Below are 1,288 nucleotides of genomic sequence, written 5' to 3'. Positions count from 1 at the left end.
AAGGGGTGGGATACCTCATCTTGGAACAGGCTTCCCGCTTAGATGCCTTCAGCGGTTATCCCTTCCGAACGTGGCCAACCAGCCATGCCACTGGCGTGACAACTGGCATACCAGAGGTTCGTCCGTCCCGGTCCTCTCGTACTAGGGACAGCCTTCCTCAAGTATCCTACGCGCGCGGCGGATAGGGACCGAACTGTCTCACGACGTTCTAAACCCAGCTCGCGTGCCGCTTTAATGGGCGAACAGCCCAACCCTTGGGACCTACTCCGGCCCCAGGATGCGACGAGCCGACATCGAGGTGCCAAACCATGCCGTCGATATGGACTCTTGGGCAAGATCAGCCTGTTATCCCCGGGGTACCTTTTATCCGTTGAGCGACACCCCTTCCACCAGGTGGTGCCGGATCACTAGTCCCGACTTTCGTCCCTGCTCGACATGTCTGTCTCACAGTCAAGCTCCCTTGTGCACTTGCACTCAACACCTGATTGCCAACCAGGCTGAGGGAACCTTTGGGCGCCTCCGTTACTCTTTAGGAGGCAACCGCCCCAGTTAAACTACCCATCAGGCACTGTCCCTGAACCAGATCATGGTCCGAGGTTCAGATTCCCAATCCGACCAGAGTGGTATTTCAACAACGACTCCACCAACACTAGCGTGCCGGCTTCACAGTCTCCCACCTATCCTACACAAGCCGAACCGAAAACCAATACCAAACTATAGTAAAGGTCCCGGGGTCTTTCCGTCCTGCCGCGCGTAACGAGCATCTTTACTCGTAGTGCAATTTCGCCGGGCCTGTGGTTGAGACAGCCGGAAAGTCGTTACGCCATTCGTGCAGGTCGGAACTTACCCGACAAGGAATTTCGCTACCTTAGGATGGTTATAGTTACCACCGCCGTTTACTGGCGCTTAAATTCTCAGCTTCACCCCGAAGGGTTAACCGGTCCTCTTAACGTTCCAGCACCGGGCAGGCGTCAGTCCATATACATCGTCTTGCGACTTCGCATGGACCTGTGTTTTTAGTAAACAGTCGCTTTCCGCTGGTCTCTGCGGCCACGATTCCCTAGCTTGCAAGAAGCTTCAGGAACCCTGGCCCCCCTTCTCCCGAAGTTACGGGGGCATTTTGCCGAGTTCCTTAACCACAGTTCACCCGATCGCCTTAGTATTCTCTACCTGACCACCTGTGTTGGTTTGGGGTACGGGCCGTGCACGCACTCGCTAGAGGCTTTTCTCGGCAGCATAGGATCACTCTACTTCACCTCAATCGGCTACGCATCACGTCTCAGCCTTA

The 1,288-nt window shown here is 55.5% G+C and carries 1 rRNA gene (running past one end of the window); it reads right to left on the bottom strand.

Features of this window, described 5'->3' with window-relative positions:
• Positions 1 to 1,288: ribosomal RNA gene (locus ACIRGA_RS40755) — 23S ribosomal RNA — on the bottom strand; its annotated part runs 1,841 nt beyond the window's last position; the annotation flags it as partial.

Origin of the sequence: Amycolatopsis sp. NPDC102389 (genome assembly GCF_044765885.1) — a bacterium.
Classification (GTDB): Bacteria; Actinomycetota; Actinomycetes; order Mycobacteriales; family Pseudonocardiaceae; genus Amycolatopsis.
Note: the sequence above shows the minus strand (reverse complement) of the source record. Positions and strands in the feature narration are given on the sequence as shown.